The organism is Streptomyces sp. bgisy159, from assembly GCF_057707805.1.
Map to the genome: position 1 here is coordinate 89,603 of NZ_JBYIQX010000009.1, position 18,673 is coordinate 108,275.

Here is an 18,673-nt window from a genome sequence, read left to right on the forward strand (position 1 = left end):
TGACGGCCTCTCTGTGGCCGCCGCCGTTCCGCTGGGTCAATCAGAGCATGGCCTGTGAACCGAGTCAACATTGTTCACGGAAGTCGTCGAGTACACGGCCGTGAAGCGGGTGCTCTTGCGAGCCTCGGTATGCTCGGCGTCACAGCTCGGCATCACAGGGTGCGTGTCGGCCTGGCGGGTGTGCGGCCTCGGTACGAGGCGGACGAGGGGAGCGGGCGAGTGCAGGACAACGCGACAGAGGTGACCGCCGCCGGCATTGCCCGGATGGCGGGGGTGGGCCGGGCCGCCGTCAGTAACTGGCGCCGTCGGCACGCCGACTTCCCCAAGCCGGTCGGCGGCACCGAGACCAGCCCCTCCTTCGCCCTCATGGAGGTGGAGGGCTGGCTGCGCAAGCAGGGCAAACTCGCCGAGGTGCCGTTGCGTGAACGGGTCTGGCAGCAACTCGCAGGCCACCCCGAGGGCCCGGTCGCCGCGCTCACCCACGCGGGCTTCGTTCTGCTGCTCATCCACGACCGGCCGACGGTCTGGCTGGAGCTGAGCGCGGACCCGGACGAGCGTCTCGCGGAGCGGCTGCCCACGGCACTGGCGGCAGTGCTCGCGCCGCGGTTCGGTAAGAGCGCCCAGGAGCCGGCCGGGGGGGCGCACGCCAGGGTTCCGCACGCCGGGACCGCAGAAGCCGGGACCCCGGACGCCGGAGCCTGTGCCGTTCACGCGCCCACCGACGAGCAGTTGCTGCCCTCCGTCCCGCTGCTGCGCGGCGTCGCCGAACTCGCCGCTGACCTGGGCGCGCGCCAGACCTTCGAGTTCCTCCTCGGGCGGCACCTGGACGCCAACCCGCGCCAGTACACGCTCACCCCCGCCGAACTCGCCCGTCTCATGGCCGAGCTGGCCGGCCCCGCCCGCACCGTCGTGGACCCGGCATGCGGCACAGGCGCCCTGTTGCGCGCCGTTGCCCCCAGCGCCGGCCAGGAGTTCTACGCGCAGGACAGCTCAGCGGCACTGGCCGCGCTCACCTCGCTGCGGCTCGCCCTGCACTCCCGGGCCGCCGTGCACGGCGCCGTCGGCGACACCCTGCGCGCCGACGCGCACCCGGAACTGCGCGCCGACGTCGTCCTGTGCCATCCCCCCTTCAACGAGCGGAACTGGGGCCACGACGAACTCGCCTACGACGCCCGCTGGGAGTACGGCTTCCCCCCGCGCACCGAGTCCGAGCTGGCCTGGGTGCAGCACGCGCTGGCCCGGCTGAGCGAGGGCGGCACCGCCGTCGTCCTCATGCCTCCCGCCTCCGCGTCCCGGCGCTCCGGGCGCCGGATCCGCGCCGACCTGCTGCGCCGGGGCGCGCTGCGCGCGGTGATCGCGCTGCCGGTCGGCGCGGCACCCCCGAACAACATCGCTCTCCACCTCTGGGTGCTGCGCCGGCCCGGCACGGCGCCGTCCCGGGCCGAGGTGCTGCTCGCCGACACGGGCCAGTACGCGGGGGAGGGGCGCGGCGGCCCCGACTGGGAGGCCGTGCGCGAGGCTGCCCTGGGCGCCTGGCGGACCTATGACCGCACCGGCGCCCTCGACGAACGGCCCGGCCTGGCCCGCACCGTGCCCGTCGTCGAACTCCTCGACGACGACGTGGACCTGGCCCCCGCCCGCCATCTGCCGCCCCCGGCGGTGGCCGACGGCGCGGAGGCGCTCGCGTCGGTGCGTGCGCGCCTGGACGAGACCCTGCGCCTGACCACCCGGCTCACGCCCCCGCCTGCCGCCTCCGCACAGCCCGTGCGATGGCCCCTCACCACCGTCGGGGAACTCGCACGCGGGGGCGCGCTCACCCTTCGCACCGGCGGAAGCGGCGGACCCGCGCGCGTGCCCGTGCTCACCGATCACGACGTGCTCGCCGGCGCGGCGCCCTCCGGCACGCTTCCCGAGAGCGATGAGGAGGCCGTGCTCACCGAGCCGGGCGACATCGTCGTGCCGGTGCTCGGCGGGGGCGCGATGGCGCGGGTGATCGACGAGGCGACGGGAGGCGCCGCCCTGGGGCGCAACCTGGTTCTCCTGCGCCCCGATCCCGCGGCGCTCGACCCGTGGTTCCTCGCCGGGTTCCTGCGCGGTACCGCCAACACCCGCCAGGCCAGCAGCTACGCGTCCACGGCCACGCGGCTGGACGTGCGCCGACTGCAGCTCCCCCGGCTCCCGCTCGACGAACAACGGCGCTACGGCGCGCGATTCCGCGCACTCGACGAGTTCGAGCGGGCGCTCAGGCATGCGAGCCGGCTCGGCGACCAACTCGTGCGCGGCATGTACGACGGCCTGGCCGACGGCACGGTGGCCCCGGACTGACCCGTCACCCCGGCGCGAAGTGCACCCCCCGGGTGCCCCGCACCCACCGGGCGTCCCGTCTCCGGCAGCGCTGCCACGCCGCGGAAAGCGATCAGTGCGGCAACGGTTCGGTACAACCCGGACCGGTTGTCCTTGTCGGCCTATACGCTCGATCCGCCAGTCAGAACTCACCCGGTCCAGGAGCAGTCATGTACGGCCACGGCGCGGTGCCGCCCTCCCGCAATGAGGGAACCGTCATCACCTTGCGCGTGCTGTTCGCCGCCGCCGGCTTCCTGTCGTGCGGACTGCTCGCGTGCGTACCGCTGTTCAGAGTCGCCCACCTGCGCGGCCGGTGGTACGACTGGGCGGCGGCCTGGGTGAGCCTGCCGTTGTCGATCATCGCGCTGGCGGTGGTCGGTTCGGTACCCGAGGACGACGCGCGCGGGGACGTGGCCCTGGCGACGGTGCTGATCCTCGGCGCCGCGAGCGCCGCCTACTTCCTGACCGTGGACGTTCAGCTCGGCGGCCGACGGCGCCAGCCCGCCGGTTACGCCCCGCCCCAGGCGGCCGCCCCCGCTCCGCCGCCCGTGCAGCAGCCCTACGGCTACCCGCCCGTGGCGCAGCCCGCCCAGCCGATGCACCCGACACCGCCGGCATCCCCGTACCGGACGACCATCGGCTCCGGCTCGCACACGCCCGTCCCCGGGCCGCCGCCCGCCCACCCGACGCCGCCGGGCCCCGTCCCGCCGACGCAGCGCCCGGCGCCCGCGCGCATCGACCAGGTGCGGGCCGAACTCGACGAACTCAGCGACTTCCTGCGCAAGCAGGAGGGACGTTCCGAGGGCGACCACGAGAGCGGTAGGTGACCGTGGCGCAGGGGCGCGTCATCGCCGACCGGTACGAACTGGCCACCCTCATCGGCCAGGGCGGCATGGGCCAGGTCTGGACGGCCTACGACCGCCGGCTCGACCGGCGCGTGGCCGTCAAGCTGCTGCGCCCGGACAAGGTGGCCGGCGCGGAGGCCGACGAGCTGCGCCGCCGCTTCCTGCGCGAGTGCCGGGTGACCGCCCAGGTCGACCACCCCGGGCTGGTCACCGTGCACGACGCGGGCAGCGAGGGCGAGGAACTCTTCCTCGTCATGCAGTACGTCGACGGCGCGGACCTGTCCGACCACCTCGCCGAACACGACCCCTACCCGTGGCAGTGGGCCGTCGCGGTCGCCGCGCAACTGTGCGCCGTGCTGAGCGCCGTGCACGCCGTGCCGATCGTCCACCGCGACCTCAAGCCACGGAACGTGATGGTGAAGCAGGACGGCACGGTCACGGTTCTCGACCTCGGCGTCGCCTCCGTCATGGACAGCGACACCACGCGCCTCACCCACACCGGGTCCCCCATCGGTTCCCCCGCCTACATGGCGCCCGAGCAGGCGATGGGTGGCGCGGTCGGTCCGTACACCGACCTGTACGCGCTCGGCGTGCTCATCCACGAACTGCTCAGCGGCGACGTCCCCTTCTCCGGGTCCACGGCGCTCGGCGTGCTCCACCGGCATCTGTACGAGCCCCCGGTGCCGGTGCGCCGCCTCCGCCCCGAGGTGCCGGAGGCGCTGGAGTCCCTGGTGCTGCGCCTGCTCGCGAAGGATCCACAGCACCGGCCCGGGTCCGCGCAGGAGGTGTACGAGGACCTGGCGCTGCTCCTGCCCGCGCGCGGGGCGCCCACGGGGGCGCCTCTCGACCCGACGCGCCCCTTCGCGCGGCCCCACGCCCCCTGGCCGGACCGGGCGCGCACGCCCGCGCCCCAGCCCGCCGCCTCCGCCACCCCCGTGCCCGGCCGCGCCGGGAAACCCGACGTCGCCGACGCGGTGGACGAGGTCAAGCGCCTCCTCGGCGCAGGCCGCATCACCCAGGCCGTCGACATCCTCAGCGCGATCCTGCCGGCCGCCGCCGAACAGCACGGCGAGCACTCCCCGGTCGTCCGCACCCTCCGCAAGCAGTACGCGGCCACGCTCATGGACGACGGCCAGTACCGGCGCGCGCTGCCGGAACTGCGCCGCCTCGCCGACGAACGCGCTACCGAGGCCGGCCAGGCCGACCCTCAGTCGCTGCGGTTCCGCTACGACATCGCGCAATGCCTGGAGCAGCTCGGCGAACCGGCGGCAGCGCTCGCCGAGTACCGTGCGCTGCTGCCGTACTACGAGAACCAGTACGTCTCCGGCGACCCGGCGCTCGCCCACGACGTGCGCCGGCGCATCGGCCAGCTGCTGCTCGCCGTCGGGGACCGCGCCGCTGCCCACGACACCCTCGTCCGGCTCCTGCACGACGTCGAGCGTTTCCAGGGCCCGGCCCACCCCCTGGCGGTGGAGGTCCGCAGAACGCTGCAGTGGCTGGGACAGGTGCGCGGGTAGGACGCCTCGCGTCGCGCTCACACCCGAGCGGGCCGGCAGGCGGCGGGAGTGTCTCCTGCGGGGTCGGCGGCGCGCCTGTCCGAGGCGACGAGCGTGACTCCCGCGGGCCGGCGGCGCGCCCGTCCGAGCCGAGGAGAGTGACTCCCGAGGGTCGCCGCCGCGCCCGTCCGAGGCGACGACCCCTGTGGGGTGGGCAGCCTGAGGCCCGGAGACGATTCCTCCGCGCCGGGCAGCTCGGGCTCTCCCCGTGGGACGCTGCGGGGCTGACAGCGAGGGCGCCCAGGACGACCCGAGAGCGGCGGCCGGTGCGAGCGTCCCGAATGGTGCGTCGCAAGCGGCTGCTGCGGTTGCCGTGGCCCCGCCTCTCTGCCCGGCGGGCGCGGCGATGCCCGAAGTCGAGATGAATCGTTGGTCGAATGGGTTGGCCACAGGCGCCCCACTGCCTACCATCGATCACCGCAAGACTTTGTGCACCGCCGCACAATCTCCTCGGGAGGCTCCCTTGCACCGCCGTCGCCGCACCGCGCTTCTGCTGTCCGCCGCGATTGTCGCGGCCGGGCCCCTCCTCACCGCCTGCGGAAACGATGCGCATCCCGGCGCGGCGGCCGTCGTCGGCGACGAGCGGATCACCGTCGCGCAGCTGGAGAGCCGGGTCAACGAGGTGCGCGCGGCGCAGCGCTCGGCCGTCACGGACGACGCCCAGTACGCGCAGGCCGTCGCCCAGACCGGCAGCCTCACCCGGGACACCCTGCACGGCATGGTCCTCGATCAGGTGCTGCAGCGGGCCGCCGACGACGCGGGGGTGACGGTCAGCCGCAAGGAGATCCAGCAGATGCGGGCCGGTCTGGAACAGCAGGCGGGCGGTGCCAAGGGGCTGGAGATGGCCTGGCTGCAGCAGTACGGCGTCCCGCCGCAGCGCCTCGACGAGAACCTCCGCCTCCAGCTGCAGGCACGTAAGCTCGCGCAGGCACTCGGTACCGACACGAACCGGCCCGAGTTCTGGACCGCCCTGTCCGAGGCGTCGCAGGAACTCGGCGTCGACCTCAACCCCCGCTACGGCAACTGGGACGTGCAAAAGGTCGGCCGGGTCGACGCGCCGACGCCGTGGGTACGCGAGGTCACCGCCGCCGGGACCCAGCAGACGGCCTGATCCACGAGGTCCTGCGGACAGCCGGACAGGGCCCGCACCTCATATTCGATCTGAAAATACGACCGCGCATCCGGGCCTGTGGATAACCCACGGGCCCGGCGGCGGGAGTGCGTTACGTTCGAGATGTGAACGACGTGACCCCACCCAACGGCTCCACCGGCACGGGCCCCGGCTCCGAACCTGCCCGCTCCGGCTCCGACCTCGCTCGCCCCGGCTCCGCGCCCGCTTCCCCGGCCCACCCCGGCACCGCTCCCGACGCCCCCGCCGCCGGTCGGATCATCCTGCTCACCACCAGTCACCGTGTCGCTCCCGGCCTGCTGTCCTGGCCCGCCTGGCAGGCGCTGCGCGAGGCGGACCAGGTGCTGTGCGCCGACGGCGCCCACCCGCAGCTGCCGTATCTGCGGGAGGCGGGGACAGCCGTGACGGAGGCGTCCCCCACGGCCGAGGAACTGGTCGCCCGATGCGCCGACGGGCGGACCGTGGTGGTCGTGGCGACCGGTGAGGGCGAGCCGGCCCTCACCGACGGCCTGGCCCGGCTGGCCGGCTCCGGCCGGGTGGCCATGCCCGAGCTTGAGCTCCTTCCCGCCTCCTACGACCTGCCGGGCGCCCGTCTCCTCGACCTGGTCCAGGTCATGGACCGAATCCGCGCCGAGTGCCCGTGGTCGTCGCGCCAGACCCACCAGGGCCTGGCGAAGTACGCGGTCGAGGAGTCCTATGAGCTGGTCGAGGCGATCGAGGACGGGGACCGCGACGAGTTGCGCGAGGAACTGGGCGATGTCCTGCTCCAAGTCGTCTTCCACGCGCGGATAGCGGAGGAGGACACGGAGTCCCCGTTCTCCGTGGACGACGTGGCGGGCACCATCGTGGACAAGCTGATCCACCGCCACCCGCATGTCTTCGGCGACGCGACGGCCACCACTCCGGAGGAGGTCAAGGAGCACTGGCTGCGCAGCAAGGCCGCCGAGAAGCGGCGCACCTCGGTGACGGAGGGCATCCCGCTCCAGCAGCCGGGCCTGGCCCTCGCGGCCAAGCTGGCCTCCCGGGTCCGGACGGCCGGCCTCGACGTCGCGCTGCCGGCCGCCACCGGAGTCGGCTACGAGCTGCTGTCCCTGGCCGCCCGCGCCGAGTCCGAGGGCATCGACCCGGAGGCCGCCCTGCGCGCCGCCGCCCGCGCCTACCGAGACGCCATACGGACCGCCGAGCAGTCCGCGACCCCGCCCGCTCCCGCTGACCGGAGTGTTCCACCGGCTTCTGACCTCGACCGTCCCCGCTGATCGGGGAGCGCCTCCCACCACCACGACCACCTGCCCTGTCGCCACCACCCACCTACGACCTCCCACCCGCCCCGATAACGTCAAGGCGTGACCGACCAGCCCCACCCCGCCCCCAGCCCTGGCCCCGCTTCCGCCTCCACCCCTGGCGGCTCTGGCCCCGCTTCCGCCCCCACCCCTGGCGGGCCTGGACCCACCCCTCCCCCCGGCGGCCCCACCCGCGCCCCCCAGGACCCCCCGGCCCCCGCACCCGAGTTGTTCAGTTGGGAGTTCGCGGCCGACCCGTACCCCGCCTACGCCTGGCTGCGCGAGCACGCGCCCGTGCGCCGGACCACTCTGCCCAGCGGTGTGGAGGCGTGGCTGGTCACCCGGTATGCCGACGCCCGGCAGGCGCTCGCGGACCAGCGGTTGTCGAAGAACCCGGCGCACCATGACGAGCCGGCGCACGCCAAGGGCAAGACCGGGATCCCGGGGGAGCGCAAGGCCGAGCTGATGACGCATCTGCTCAACATCGACCCGCCGGACCACACCCGGTTGCGCCGGCTGGTGAGCAAGGCGTTCACGCCGCGTCGCGTGGCCGAGTTCGAGCCGCGGGTGCGGGAGCTGACCGACGAGCTCATCGGCCGGTTCGCGGCGCGGGGAAGCGCCGACCTCATTCACGAGTTCGCCTTCCCGCTGCCCATCTACGCGATCTGCGACCTGCTGGGCGTGCCCCGGGAGGACCAGGACGACTTCCGGGACTGGGCGGGCATGATGATCCGGCACGGCGGGGGCCCGCGCGGCGGGGTCGCGCGGTCGGTGAAGATGATGCGCGGATACCTGTCCGACCTGATCCACCGCAAGCGCGCCGCGCTGCCCGCTGAGCCGGGGCCGGGCGAGGACCTGATCTCCGGTCTGATCCGCGCCTCGGACCACGGTGAGCACCTCACCGAGAACGAGGCGGCGGCGATGGCGTTCATCCTCCTCTTCGCCGGGTTCGAGACGACCGTCAACCTCATCGGCAACGGCACCTACGCCCTGCTCACCCACCCCGGGCAGCGTGCCCAACTGCAGGCGTCACTGGCGCGGCAGGAGACCGCCCTGCTGGAGACGGGCGTGGAGGAGCTGCTGCGCTACGACGGTCCGGTGGAGATGGCCACCTGGCGGTTCGCCACCGAGCCGCTGACCCTCGGCGGGCAGGACATCGCGCCCGGCGATCCGGTTCTCGTGGTGCTGGCCGCGGCAGACCGCGACCCGGACCGCTTCACCGGCCCCGACACTCTGGACCTGTCCCGCCGCGACAACCAGCACCTCGGTTACGGGCATGGCATCCACTACTGCCTCGGCGCTCCGCTCGCCCGGTTGGAGGGCCAGACGGCGCTGGCCACCCTGTTCACCCGCCTGCCCGACCTGCGACTGGACGCCGACCCGGCGGAGCTGCGGTGGCGCGGCGGGCTCATCATGCGGGGACTGCGCACACTGCCGGTGCGGTTCACGCCGCCTCAGATCTGAGTGGACGTCACCGTAGGGGCCCGTACCGGTGCGTCCGCAAGCGTGACGCCCCCTCACCGCTGTGATCTTCACGTGATCTGCGCGGCATGAACTTGTGACAAGTGATCGTCTGCCTATACGTTCACTCGTCAATGCGACGGGGTAGGCAGCGCACCCGCCGCGTGGGTCACCGCTGTCTTGAGAAAGGCCTTCGCATGCTCTCCGGGAACGGTCGTCACCGTCGCCCCCGCCAGGCTCCGGCCCTCCTCGTCGCGGCCGGGGTGACCGGGTCCGCCATCGCCATCCCGTTGCTCGGCGCCTCCGGCGCCAGCGCGGCCGACGGCACGGTGTGGGACAAGGTGGCGGAGTGTGAGACCGGCGGCTCGTGGAGTGCCGACGAGGGCAACGGCGAGTACGGCGGACTCAGCCTCACCCAGGACGACTGGGAGGCGTACGGCGGTCTGGCCTACGCGCCCAGCGCCGACATGGCCAGCCGCAGCCAGCAGATCGCGGTCGCGCAGAAGCTGCTCGCCGCCGAGGGGATCGGCGCCTGGGGCACCTGTGGACTGACCTCCGGGCTCACCCAGCAGAACGGCGCGGTCTCCGTGGACACCGGCGTGGCCGCGGACTCCTCGACCGGCGGCCTGTCGGACTCCGGTAAGAGTTCGCCCGGTTCGCCCGGTTCGTCTGGCTCATCAGGCAAGTCATCGAATGCCGATGGCTCAGTCCATTCATCCGGTTCGTCTGCTTCATCTCCTTCCAGCGGCTCGACCGGTACGCCCGGTTCATCCAGCTCCTCCGGTTCCTCCACCTCCGCCGGGGTGTCCGGCGACGGGTCGGGGTCACCGTCCGACGGCCCGGCTGCCGGTTCGTCGGCCGGCCCCTCCGCTGACAATGGGGCACCTTCGGGCTCTTCGTCCGGTACGGCGGAAAACTCCCCGGAGTCCGATGTGTCCGCCTCTGGTGAACCCGGGGCCGCTGGCGGGCGTGCGTCCGACGGCTCGTCCTCGATCGCGCCGGATGGGGGCGACCCGGACAACTCGGGGCAGTACGCGGGCACCTGGAGCCTTGTCGACACCGGCTCGATCGGCACCGGGCGGCATCGCGGCGTCCCCGCCGAGGAGTCCGTACAGGGCGCCGCCCGGGAGTCCGGCGAAGGCGCCGCGGACGGATCCTCGTACGTGGTCCGCGACGGCGACACGCTCGCCTCCATCGCCGACTCCCTTGAGGTCACCGGCGGATGGCATGCGCTCTATGACGGCAACAGGGACGTCATCGGGCCCGACCCGAGTCACATCGTCCCCGGTCAGACCCTGTCTGTCGGTAGCGAATAGGGCGAAAACGCAAGGGAGTTCACGCCCCACTTCACTCCATAATGTCCGGTTTGGTGAAAGTGTGGGATGAGTCTCAGAAGTGCTGATCGTCTTTGAAATTCCGCCGAGCGCCTGTCTACGGTCGTGACCGCTCGGCAACCCGAGCCCCGGCCGTCGCAACGCCGAATCCTGCCAGCGGCTGCCCGGGAACAGTCGTCGCGTCAAGCGCCGCAGGCAGGAGCGGGGGACCCAAGGTAAGCGCCGTGCCCGGCAGTTGCGCCGGAGCGGCTAGGGGTGGAGCCGAGCCTCCCAGGAGGCCCGGCCGGGCAACTCAACCGGCCCGAACCCGACAGCTCACCTCGCAGGCGTCGGTGAGGGGATCGATCCATGCTGTTTTCCGGCAAGGGCAAGCACCGCCGTCCGTCCAAGACCGCTCGTGCCATCGCCGTCGTCGGCGTCACCGGCGCCGCCGCCGTGGCCGCCCCGCTGATGGCGGCCGGCAGCGCCTCCGCCGCCACCGCCTCCGAGTGGGACGCCGTCGCCCAGTGCGAGTCCGGCGGCAACTGGTCCATCAACACCGGGAACGGGTACTACGGCGGCCTGCAGTTCGCCTCCTCCACCTGGGCCGCGTACGGCGGCACGCAGTACGCCCCGCGTGCCGATCTCGCCACCAAGTCCCAGCAGATAGCCGTCGCCGAGAAGGTCCTCGCGGGCCAGGGTAAGGGCGCCTGGCCGGTCTGCGGCGTCGGCCTGTCCGGTGCCTCCTACACCGGCGACTCCGGCTCGGGCACCGGCAGCAGCGCGGGCACCACCCGCTCCACCGGCGAGCAGGGCACCTCCCGCTCCGCCGAGCGCCCCGCGCCGAAGCCCAAGAGCGCCCCCAAGACCCAGAAGAGCCACAAGACGGTCACCACCCCGACCGGCAAGAAGGTCCAGAAGGGCGACGGCGAGTACAAGGTCGTCAAGGGTGACACCCTCAGCAGCATCGCCGCGAAGCACCACGTCGAGGGCGGCTGGCAGAAGCTGTTCCAGCTGAACAAGGACATCGTCGAGGACGCCGACCTGATCTACCCGGGTCAGCAGCTCCACCTGAAGTGACGAGCGGCCGCCCGGGCGGCCCCGCACCTCGTCCCGGCTCCCCGCCCCGGCGCGTCATCCCCCGTACGCGCCGGGGCGGGGTTTTGCGCGCCCGCCCCTCGCCCCGGCTCACCCTCCTATTTGACTCCCTGTTCACCCCCCCTTTGTTCCGGGTGGGAACAATGGGTACCGTCAGACCTTGTCCACGGGACGGTCGGTCGGCTGGCCGATGGCCCGGAGACGGTTAGGCTCTAGTCGCACGGCCCACGTGGCCCCGCACTTTCAGCGTCACATCCCAAGAAGGAGATGCTCGTGCCGTCCATCGACGTCGTCGTAGCCCGGGAAATCCTGGACTCCCGAGGCAACCCCACGGTCGAGGTCGAGGTCGGCCTCGACGACGGCAGCACGGGTCGTGCCGCCGTCCCGTCCGGCGCCTCCACCGGTGCCTTCGAGGCCATCGAGCTGCGCGACGGTGACCCCAACCGCTACCAGGGCAAGGGCGTCGAGAAGGCCGTCCTGGCGGTCATCGAGCAGATCGGCCCGGAGCTCGTCGGCTACGACGCCACCGAGCAGCGCCTGATCGACCAGGCGATGTTCGACCTGGACGCCACCGACAACAAGGGCTCGCTCGGCGCCAACGCCATCCTCGGTGTCTCGCTCGCCGTCGCCCACGCCGCCTCCGAGGCCAGCGACCTGCCGCTCTTCCGCTACCTGGGCGGTCCGAACGCGCACCTGCTGCCGGTGCCGATGATGAACATCCTGAACGGCGGCTCGCACGCCGACTCCAACGTGGACATCCAGGAGTTCATGATCGCCCCGATCGGCGCGGAGTCCTTCTCCGAGGCCCTGCGCTGGGGTACCGAGGTCTACCACACCCTGAAGAAGGTCCTGAAGAACAAGGGCCTGTCCACCGGCCTCGGCGACGAGGGCGGCTTCGCCCCGAACCTCGGCTCCAACCGCGAGGCCCTCGACCTCATCCTGGAGGCGATCAAGGAGGCCGGCTACACCCCGGGCGAGCAGATCGCCCTGGCGCTGGACGTCGCCGCGTCCGAGTTCTACAAGGACGGCTCCTACACCTTCGAGGGCAAGGAGCGCTCCGCCACCGAGATGACGGAGTACTACGCGGAGCTGGTCGAGGCGTACCCGCTGGTCTCCATCGAGGACCCGCTGTTCGAGGACGACTGGGAGGGCTGGAAGACCATCACCGCCAAGCTCGGTGACAAGGTCCAGCTCGTCGGCGACGACCTGTTCGTCACCAACCCCGAGCGCCTGGCCCGCGGCATCGAGGAGGGCGCCGCCAACGCCCTGCTGGTGAAGGTCAACCAGATCGGTTCCCTCACCGAGACCCTGGACGCGGTCGAGCTGGCCCAGCGCAACGGCTTCAAGTGCATGATGTCCCACCGCTCCGGCGAGACCGAGGACGTCACCATCGCCGACCTCGCCGTCGCCACCAACTGCGGCCAGATCAAGACCGGCGCCCCGGCCCGCTCCGAGCGCGTCGCCAAGTACAACCAGCTGCTGCGCATCGAGGAGATCCTCGACGACGCGGCGGTCTACGCCGGCCGCAGCGCCTTCCCGCGCTTCAAGGGCTGAGCGGCGCCGGCGCCCGGCGCGTCGAGGCCACCCCGGGGCGCGGCGCGCTGACGGCACTCCGGGGCGTGGCGCGCTGACGGCACCCCCGCGGACCGGCGGCGTCCACGTGGACCGCCAGCGCCCCGAGAGCAGCGTCGTCCGTACGTCCCCGTACGCGGTCCCGTACCGTGTGCGGGGACGTACGCACGTGTGAACGGAGGCGGGGCACATGGCCGTGAAGGACCGGGACCGGTTCTCCACCGCGACCAGGCTGCGGGTGCTCGGCGAGCAGACCGCGGCCCGTGTCTACCGCTCCCAGACCAGACGGCAGGCCCGCCGCTCGCGGCTCACCGGCCGGGCCGCGCTGCTCGCGCTGGTGCTGTGCTCGCTGATCGTGGCCCTGGCGTACCCGATGCGCCAGTACGTCTCCCAGCGTGCCGAGATCGCCGACCTGGAGCGCGAGCGGCAGGCGGCCGAGGACCGGGTGGAGCGGCTGCGCGACCTCAAGGCGCGCTGGCAGGACGACGCCTACGCCGAGCAGCAGATCCGGCTGCGGCTGCACTACGTGCTGCCCGGCGAGACCGGGTTCGTGATGACCGACCCGGACGCGGCCCGGCGGGCCCGGGCCGACCAGGGGGCCGCCGACCGTCCCTGGTACTCGAACGTCTGGGACGGGGTCGACAAGGCCGACGCCTCGAACCGCTAGGGGTCCTCCCCACCCGTTGACCGGGCACTGAACCGACCGAGAGAAAGACAGGCATGCACACGCCCCCGCCGACCACACCGCGCACCGAGCCCACCGACGCCGACGTCGAGGCCTTCCAGCAGCAGCTCGGGCGTCCGCCGCGCGGGCTGCGCGCCATCGCGCACCGGTGCCCGTGCGGTCAGCCGGACGTCGTCGAGACGGCCCCCCGCCTGCCCGACGGCACACCCTTCCCGACGCTGTACTACCTGACGTGCCCGAAGGCGAACTCCGCCATCGGCACGCTGGAGGCGAACGGCGTGATGAAGGAGATGACGGCCCGTCTGGAGAGCGATCCGGAGCTGGCCGCGGCCTACCGCGCCGCGCACGAGGACTACATCCGGCGGCGGGACGAGATCGAGGAGCTGACCGGCTTCCCGAGCGCCGGCGGCATGCCGGACCGGGTGAAGTGCCTGCACGTCCTGGTGGCCCACTCGCTGGCCGCCGGACCGGGCGTGAACCCGCTCGGCGACGAGGCGCTCGCGATGCTGCCGCAGTGGTGGGACAAGGGCACCTGCGTCAACCCGGCGAAGGAGGACGAGAAGTGACCCGCGTCGCTGCGATCGACTGCGGCACCAACTCCATCCGGCTGCTGGTCGCCGACGTCGCCCCCGGCACCGGCGAACTCGTCGACCTGGACCGCCGGATGACCATCGTGCGGCTCGGCCAGGGGGTCGACCGGACCGGACGGCTCGCCCCCGAGGCGCTGGAGCGGACCTTCGCCGCGTGCCGGGAGTACGCGGCCGTGATCAAGGAGCACGGCGCGGAGCGGGTCAGGTTCGTGGCCACCTCGGCGTCCCGTGACGCGGAGAACCGCGACGTGTTCGTGCGCGGGGTGCTGGACATCCTGGGTGTCGAGCCGGAGGTCATCACCGGGGAGCAGGAGGCCGAGTTCTCCTTCACCGGGGCCACCAGGGAGCTGGCCGGACGCGACCACCTGGAAAAGCCCTACCTGGTCGTGGACATCGGCGGCGGCTCGACCGAGTTCGTCGTCGGCGAGGACCACGTGCGGGCGGCCCGGTCCGTCGACGTCGGCTGCGTGCGGATGACCGAGCGGCACCTGGTGGTCGACGGGGCGGTCACCGATCCGCCGTCCGCCGAGCAGATCGCGGCCATGCGCGCCGACATCGCGGCAGCGCTCGACCTCGCGGAGGAGACCGTCCCGCTGCGCGAGGCGCGCACGCTGGTGGGTCTCGCGGGCTCCGTCACCACCCTTTCCGCGATCGCGCAGGAACTGCCCGAGTACGATTCCGCGGCGATCCACCATTCCCGGATCCCCGTCGGCCGCGTCCGTGAGATCACCGAGTGGCTGCTGCGTTCCACGCACGCCGAGCGGGCGGCGATCGGCGCCATGCACCCGGGCCGGGTGGACGTGATCGGCGCGGGCGCGCTCGTGCTGCTGTCGATCATGGAGCGGACCGGCGCGGCGGAGGTCGTCGTGAGCGAGCACGACATCCTGGACGGGATCGCTCACTTCACGGCGAGCGAGGTGCGTTGAGGGGCGGTGCCCGGCGGCCTCGGGGTCGGGCGGGGCGTCACAGGGTGCGGTAGACGTCCCGCCGGTCGCCCACCTTGACGACCAGGACCACGAGTTCGCCGTCGTTGATCTGATAAGCGATCCGGTAGCTTCCGACCCGGAGCCGGTAGAGCCCGGACGGGCCGGTGAGCTTCTTGACGTCGGCGTCCTGGCGGTAGGGGTCGTCACCGAGCGAGGCCAGCGCGGTCAGGATGCGCATGGCGTCGGGTCGGCTGATGAACCGCAGTTGCCGCTGCGCCGCCGTGGTGAAACGGAAGGCGTACTTCACGACGCCTCGCCATCCCGCTCGGTGAACAGGTCCGCCAGCAGTTCCGCCATGGTCACGGTGCTGCCTCCCTCGGCCAGCACCGCTTCGGCCTCGCGCGCCAGCATCACGTCGGCGGATTTCTCCAATGCTTCGAAGTCCGAGATCGGTACCACCGCCGCCACCGGGGCGCCGTTGCGCGTGATGACGGTCGGGACGCCTTCCTCGGCCCGGTTGATGTGGTCGGCGAGGTGTGCGCGGGCTTCCCGAACGGTCACGGTGTTCTCAATCATGAGGACAGTGTACGCGCGCACGTGTACACGCGACCTCGGTCGGGAGTCGCGTTCGTGAGCGATGCTCGACGGGATCGCTCACTACGCTGCGAGTGAGTCGGACTGAGGGTCGAGGCCCGGTGGTCTCGGTGCCGACGTGAGGATTGAGTCGTTTCGTCCGTTTTGTCGTGGTGCAAGCGGTGAGGGGGTCACCACGACGGAAGGATTGAGACGGACCATGATCACAAGAGAGCAGATCCCGGCCGTACTCGACCGTCCCGTTCTCGACGAGGGCGGGAAGAAGGTCGGGGACGCCAAGCACATCTACCTCGACGACCGGACCGGGCGCCCCGAGTGGGTGTCGGTCAAGACCGGCGTGTTCGGCAGCAGCGAGTCCTTCGTGCCCATCCGTGACGCCACGATGGTGAGAGACCACACGGAGGTTCCGTACTCCAGGGGCATGATCAAGGACGCGCCGCACGTCGACGTCGACGCCGGCGGCCACCTGTCCGAGGACGAGGAGCACCGCCTCTACGCCCACTACGGCATCGACTGGGACGACTCCTGGTCCCGCGCCAACCAGCCCGGCGAGGGCGGCTGGGCCTACCAGGCCGAAGCCCCCGGAGCGGCAGGCACCACCGGCACGGCAGGCACCACCGGAACTGCCGACACCGCCGGTATGGCCGGTACCGCCGACGCCGCTGGCATGGCCGGTGCCGCCGGGACTGCCGGCATGGCCGGGGCCGCCGGCCGGGCGTACGACACCGGTGAGGGCCGCGCGCCCGGGCCGGGCGACGACGCCATGACGCGCTCCGAGGAGCGGATGCGCGTCGGCGTGGAGCGCCGCGAGGCAGGCCGGGCCAGGCTGCGCAAGTACGTCGTCACCGAGGAGGAGGAGCGGACCGTTCCGCTCCGGCACGAGGAGGTGCGCGTCGAACGGGAGCCGATCACCGAGGAGAACCGGGATGCCGCGCTGTCCGGGCCGGAGATCGCCGAGGCCGAGCACGAGGTGGTGCTCCACGAGGAGCGTGCCGTCGTGGAGACCGAGGCCGTCCCGGTGGAGCGGGTGCGCCTGACCGTCGACGAGGAGGCGGAGCAGGAGACCGTGCGCGGACAGGTCCGCAAGGAGCGCATCGAGGGCGAAGCCGAGGAGTCCGACGAGCCCGGCGGCTTCGGCACGGAGCGCCCGGGCTAGTCCCCTGGCCCGGAGCGTGCCCGGGCTGGTTCTCCGGCGCCGGCCGGGGGTTGCACCGGAGTGCGCCCCCGGTCGACGCTCGTCGGCTATCGGCTATCGGCTATCGGCTATCGGCTCTGGCCCCTCGCCCTTCGGGCGGGGAGGGTCGACAGGTCGCCCGGTGGCAGCCACGGCCCACGGCCCCGCAGCCCGCCCTACCGCCCCTCCCACGGCCCTACCGGCCGGTACCGGTCTTCGCCGGTCAACGGGCCTCCGCTGAGCGGCTGGGGTGGCGCATGAGCGCGTCCTGAGCCGTTTCTGGGCGGTCCCGGGACCGCCCCCCAGTGGTCCGCCGGAAAAGTTCGTGAAGTTCTTCACAAGGAAAACCGCGCCTTAGGTCCCCGGAGTGGGGCCGGTTGGCCCTTTCGGGGGAGCGATCGCCGTATGAACATGTTCAAAAGCTGGGGGCAAAGGTCTCTCGCGGAGATCCCCGTACGCCGATCCTAGCCCCCTCACAGGGGTCTGCGACGCCCGGAGAGGCAGCTCACGCGGCATTGACAACGGGTCGCCCGATGGGCTGGTTCCCATCCCGGTCCATGATCTGGATCACGGGGGCCGCGGAGAATAGCACACACTCCCCAGAAGCTTGTGAAGGGGCGCACGAAGTACCCCCCGGCAACGGGTGGATACTCGATGGCATGAGCACCACGGAGCGTCCCAGGATCCTCGTAGTAGGCGGTGGGTACGTAGGCCTGTACGCAGCTCGGCGCATCATGAAGAAGATGCGCTACGGCGAGGCGACCGTCACGGTCGTCGACCCCCGGTCGTACATGACCTACCAGCCCTTCCTTCCCGAAACCGCCGCCGGCAACATCTCCCCGCGCCACGTCGTCGTCCCGCTGCGACGCGTGCTGCCGAAGGCGGAGGTCCTCACCGGCCGGGTCACCACCATCGACCAGGACCGCAAGGTGGCGACGATCGCCCCGCTGGTCGGCGAGTCGTACGAGCTGCCGTTCGACTACCTGGTCATCGCGCTCGGCGCGGTCTCCCGCACCTTCCCGATCCCCGGCCTCGCCGAGCAGGGCATCGGCATGAAGGGCATCGAGGAGGCCATCGGCCTGCGCAACCACGTCCTGGAGCAGCTGGACAAGGCCGACTCCACCACCGACGAGGAGATCCGCCGCAAGGCGCTCACCTTCGTCTTCATCGGCGGCGGCTTCGCCGGCGCGGAGACCATCGGTGAGGTCGAGGACATGGCCCGCGACGCGGCCAAGTACTACAAGAACGTCTCCCGCGAGGACATGCGCTTCATCCTCGTCGACGCCGCCGACAAGATCCTCCCCGAGGTCGGCCCCAAGCTCGGTGCCTACGGCAAGGAGCACCTGGAGAGCCGTGGCGTGGAGATCTACCTCTCCACCTCCATGGACTCCTGCGTCGACGGCCACGTGGTGCTCAAGAACGGCCTGGAGGTCGACTCCAACACCATCGTGTGGACGGCCGGCGTCAAGCCCAACCCGGTGCTGTCCCGCTACGGCCTGCCCCTCGGCCCCCGCGGCCACGTGGACACCGAGCCGACCCTCCAGGTCAAGGGCACCGACTACATCTGGGCCGCGGGCGACAACGCCCAGGTCCCGGACCTGGCCGGCCGCAAGGCGGGCAACGAGAACGCCTGGTGCCCGCCCAACGCCCAGCACGCGCTGCGCCAGGCCAGGGTCCTCGGCGACAACGTGATCTCCGGCATGCGGGGCTTCCCGCAGAAGGAGTACAGCCACGCCAACAAGGGCGCGGTCGCGGGCCTCGGCCTGCACAAGGGCGTCGCGATGATCGTCATGGGCAAGATGAAGATCAAGCTCAAGGGCCGTCTCGCCTGGTACATGCACCGCGGCTACCACGGCCTGGCGATGCCGACCTGGAACCGCAAGATCCGGGTCTTCGCCGACTGGACGCTCGGCATGTTCCTCAAGCGCGAGGTCGTCTCCCTCGGCGCCCTGGAGACCCCGCGCGAGGAGTTCTACGAGGCCGCCAAGCCGGCCCCGAAGCCCGCTCCGGCCGTCGTGAAGACCGAGGAGAAGGCCAAGGCCTCCTAGCCGGCCCTCCCCGTCACTCCGTCCCGAAGGGGCCGCCCGCCATCCGTGGTGCGGGCGGC

The 18,673-nt window shown here is 72.1% G+C and carries 16 protein-coding genes and 1 riboswitch; of the genes, 14 read left to right on the forward strand and 2 right to left on the reverse strand.

Features of this window, described 5'->3' with window-relative positions:
• Positions 1 to 219 precede the first annotated feature (219 nt).
• The 12 genes from AC3ET3_RS11895 (at position 220) to AC3ET3_RS11950 (ending at position 14,798) form a co-directional block, all read left to right on the forward strand.
• A complete protein-coding gene (locus AC3ET3_RS11895) occupies positions 220 to 2,325 on the forward strand; it encodes an N-6 DNA methylase (protein ID WP_432135488.1) in 2,106 nt (701 codons plus the stop codon).
• Between the two features lie 188 nt (positions 2,326 to 2,513).
• Entirely contained in the window at positions 2,514 to 3,170 is a 657-nt protein-coding gene (locus AC3ET3_RS11900; protein WP_435612082.1) for a hypothetical protein, read from the forward strand.
• Positions 3,171 to 3,208: 38 nt separating this feature from the next.
• On the forward strand, positions 3,209 to 4,705 hold the full coding sequence (locus AC3ET3_RS11905; protein ID WP_432135566.1) for a serine/threonine-protein kinase: 1,497 nt from the start codon (positions 3,209 to 3,211) through the stop codon (positions 4,703 to 4,705).
• 502 nt (positions 4,706 to 5,207) lie between these two features.
• Positions 5,208 to 5,855 carry a SurA N-terminal domain-containing protein gene (locus AC3ET3_RS11910; RefSeq protein ID WP_432135486.1) on the forward strand — a complete coding sequence of 216 codons (648 nt, stop codon included), beginning with the start codon at positions 5,208 to 5,210 and terminating at the stop codon, positions 5,853 to 5,855.
• 125 nt (positions 5,856 to 5,980) lie between these two features.
• Entirely contained in the window at positions 5,981 to 7,129 is a 1,149-nt protein-coding gene (locus AC3ET3_RS11915) for a nucleoside triphosphate pyrophosphohydrolase (RefSeq protein WP_435612083.1), read from the forward strand.
• A gap of 252 nt (positions 7,130 to 7,381) precedes the next feature.
• The gene (locus AC3ET3_RS11920) at positions 7,382 to 8,617 is read left to right on the forward strand and encodes a cytochrome P450 family protein (protein ID WP_432135484.1); all 1,236 of its coding nucleotides are present in this window, start codon (positions 7,382 to 7,384) and stop codon (positions 8,615 to 8,617) included.
• A gap of 194 nt (positions 8,618 to 8,811) precedes the next feature.
• The gene (locus tag AC3ET3_RS11925; RefSeq protein ID WP_435612110.1) at positions 8,812 to 9,930 is read left to right on the forward strand and encodes a transglycosylase family protein; all 1,119 of its coding nucleotides are present in this window, start codon (positions 8,812 to 8,814) and stop codon (positions 9,928 to 9,930) included.
• 195 nt (positions 9,931 to 10,125) lie between these two features.
• Positions 10,126 to 10,292, forward strand: a riboswitch (cyclic di-AMP (ydaO/yuaA leader).
• A 4-nt stretch (positions 10,293 to 10,296) separates the two neighbouring features.
• Positions 10,297 to 11,007 carry a transglycosylase family protein gene (locus AC3ET3_RS11930; RefSeq protein WP_432135482.1) on the forward strand — a complete coding sequence of 237 codons (711 nt, stop codon included), beginning with the start codon at positions 10,297 to 10,299 and terminating at the stop codon, positions 11,005 to 11,007.
• A gap of 291 nt (positions 11,008 to 11,298) precedes the next feature.
• A complete protein-coding gene (eno, locus tag AC3ET3_RS11935) occupies positions 11,299 to 12,579 on the forward strand; it encodes a phosphopyruvate hydratase (protein WP_432135481.1) in 1,281 nt (426 codons plus the stop codon).
• A gap of 208 nt (positions 12,580 to 12,787) precedes the next feature.
• On the forward strand, positions 12,788 to 13,264 hold the full coding sequence (locus AC3ET3_RS11940) for an FtsB family cell division protein (RefSeq protein ID WP_435612084.1): 477 nt from the start codon (positions 12,788 to 12,790) through the stop codon (positions 13,262 to 13,264).
• Positions 13,265 to 13,317: 53 nt separating this feature from the next.
• Positions 13,318 to 13,848 (forward strand): DUF501 domain-containing protein, encoded by a 531-nt coding sequence (locus AC3ET3_RS11945; RefSeq protein ID WP_435612085.1) that lies wholly within the window; start codon positions 13,318 to 13,320, stop codon positions 13,846 to 13,848.
• Positions 13,845 to 14,798, forward strand: coding sequence for a Ppx/GppA phosphatase family protein (locus AC3ET3_RS11950; RefSeq protein WP_432156925.1), 954 nt, complete (start codon positions 13,845 to 13,847; stop codon positions 14,796 to 14,798). The genes AC3ET3_RS11945 and AC3ET3_RS11950 overlap by 4 nt, the downstream gene beginning before the upstream one ends.
• A gap of 37 nt (positions 14,799 to 14,835) precedes the next feature.
• Here AC3ET3_RS11950 and AC3ET3_RS11955 read toward each other — a convergent pair whose 3' ends face one another.
• Together AC3ET3_RS11955 and AC3ET3_RS11960 are read right to left on the reverse strand one after the other, a co-directional pair.
• Positions 14,836 to 15,105: a type II toxin-antitoxin system RelE family toxin gene (locus AC3ET3_RS11955; protein WP_435612086.1), complete on the reverse strand. Its 270-nt coding sequence runs from the start codon at positions 15,103 to 15,105 to the stop codon at positions 14,836 to 14,838.
• Positions 15,102 to 15,374 (reverse strand): type II toxin-antitoxin system Phd/YefM family antitoxin, encoded by a 273-nt coding sequence (locus AC3ET3_RS11960; protein ID WP_432135476.1) that lies wholly within the window; start codon positions 15,372 to 15,374, stop codon positions 15,102 to 15,104. Before AC3ET3_RS11960 ends, AC3ET3_RS11955 begins: the two co-directional genes overlap by 4 nt.
• A gap of 217 nt (positions 15,375 to 15,591) precedes the next feature.
• Between AC3ET3_RS11960 and AC3ET3_RS11965 the strand changes: the two genes are divergently transcribed.
• On the forward strand, positions 15,592 to 16,548 hold the full coding sequence (locus AC3ET3_RS11965; protein ID WP_432135475.1) for a PRC and DUF2382 domain-containing protein: 957 nt from the start codon (positions 15,592 to 15,594) through the stop codon (positions 16,546 to 16,548).
• A gap of 677 nt (positions 16,549 to 17,225) precedes the next feature.
• On the forward strand, positions 17,226 to 18,614 hold the full coding sequence (locus AC3ET3_RS11970; protein ID WP_432135474.1) for an NAD(P)/FAD-dependent oxidoreductase: 1,389 nt from the start codon (positions 17,226 to 17,228) through the stop codon (positions 18,612 to 18,614).
• Positions 18,615 to 18,673: the final 59 nt, after the last annotated feature.

What these genes read in the sequence shown, in the direction of transcription:
- AC3ET3_RS11900 (WP_435612082.1), top strand. Translation starts at nt 2,514, where the DNA reads ATGTACGGCCACGGCGCGGTGCCGCCCTCCCGCAATGAGGGAACCGTC.
- AC3ET3_RS11925 (WP_435612110.1), top strand. Translation starts at nt 8,812, where the DNA reads ATGCTCTCCGGGAACGGTCGTCACCGTCGCCCCCGCCAGGCTCCGGCC.
- AC3ET3_RS11930 (WP_432135482.1), top strand. Translation starts at nt 10,297, where the DNA reads ATGCTGTTTTCCGGCAAGGGCAAGCACCGCCGTCCGTCCAAGACCGCT.
- AC3ET3_RS11940 (WP_435612084.1), top strand. Translation starts at nt 12,788, where the DNA reads ATGGCCGTGAAGGACCGGGACCGGTTCTCCACCGCGACCAGGCTGCGG.
- AC3ET3_RS11945 (WP_435612085.1), top strand. Translation starts at nt 13,318, where the DNA reads ATGCACACGCCCCCGCCGACCACACCGCGCACCGAGCCCACCGACGCC.
- AC3ET3_RS11960 (WP_432135476.1), bottom strand. Translation starts at nt 15,374, where the DNA reads ATGATTGAGAACACCGTGACCGTTCGGGAAGCCCGCGCACACCTCGCC.
- AC3ET3_RS11965 (WP_432135475.1), top strand. Translation starts at nt 15,592, where the DNA reads ATGATCACAAGAGAGCAGATCCCGGCCGTACTCGACCGTCCCGTTCTC.
- AC3ET3_RS11970 (WP_432135474.1), top strand. Translation starts at nt 17,226, where the DNA reads ATGAGCACCACGGAGCGTCCCAGGATCCTCGTAGTAGGCGGTGGGTAC.